Source organism: Stenotrophomonas chelatiphaga, from assembly GCF_001431535.1.
GTDB classification, from domain to species: Bacteria; Pseudomonadota; Gammaproteobacteria; order Xanthomonadales; family Xanthomonadaceae; genus Stenotrophomonas; species Stenotrophomonas chelatiphaga.
The window spans coordinates 1-814 of the sequence record NZ_LDJK01000118.1; the positions used below are offsets into that span (position 1 = coordinate 1).

At 51.0% G+C, this 814-nt stretch carries 1 protein-coding gene; it reads right to left on the reverse strand.

The genetic code is table 11. The annotated features are described in order from the left end of the window. Nucleotides 1-299: 299 nt before the first annotated feature. A partial coding sequence (locus ABB28_RS17315; protein WP_211260410.1) for a hypothetical protein occupies nucleotides 300-814 on the reverse strand: 515 nt, incomplete at its 5' end.

The following is an 814-nucleotide window of genomic DNA, read 5'->3' on the forward strand; positions in this document are numbered from 1 at the left end:
TTGTGTCGTAGATGGGTTGCATCGTGTGAGTTTCGTCTAGTTCCATACACTGATGATTGCGCGAGATTCTTATTGTTTGTTGATGACAGGGGAACGTCCGAATGATACAGGTAAGGGGTGCTCGACAGCGTCAGATGTGTATAAGAGACACACGTAGTGGAGAAGGCAAAGACTGTGAAACCACACCACGCTCAGCGCAGCGACAGCTCTCAGCCACTGAACGGTGATCACCTTTTCCAAACAGCCCCTCCCTTGGTCAGCCTCGCTCAAGCAGACTCAACCCCGCCATAATGTCTCACTCAGGCTACCGCCTTTTCCTCATGGTATTCGTCATCGACATTGATCGCCCAGATACGCGACTTGTCAATCACACCAGAGATAATCTGATCCGCTGCCTCCTTAGCCGTAAGCATGGAATGATCCTGATTGTTATAGCGATGCATTCCGTTACGCCCGACCAGAAAGAGATTTTCAACCTCATCCAGCGCGGCTCGAAGCTCATCGAAGCGCGTGTATGCCGCGCCGAAATAACCTGGATAGGCTTTAGGAACACGAATCACGACAGCATCCTCCGCAGCATCTACAGAGACCAGCCCGATTTGTTTCATTTCGCTCTGGGCCAACTTCTGCAACGCCTCGTCACTCATTTTCCAGAGATCGTCAGTTTCGCGGCAGAAGAATTCCAAGCCCATCCAGACTTTAGATGAATCGCATACCATGTGCGGACTCCAGTTATTGAAGACCTGAACACGACCGACGTTAACACCAGGCTCCTGAATGTATATCCAGTTATCCTCAAGCTGCCGCGGCAGCT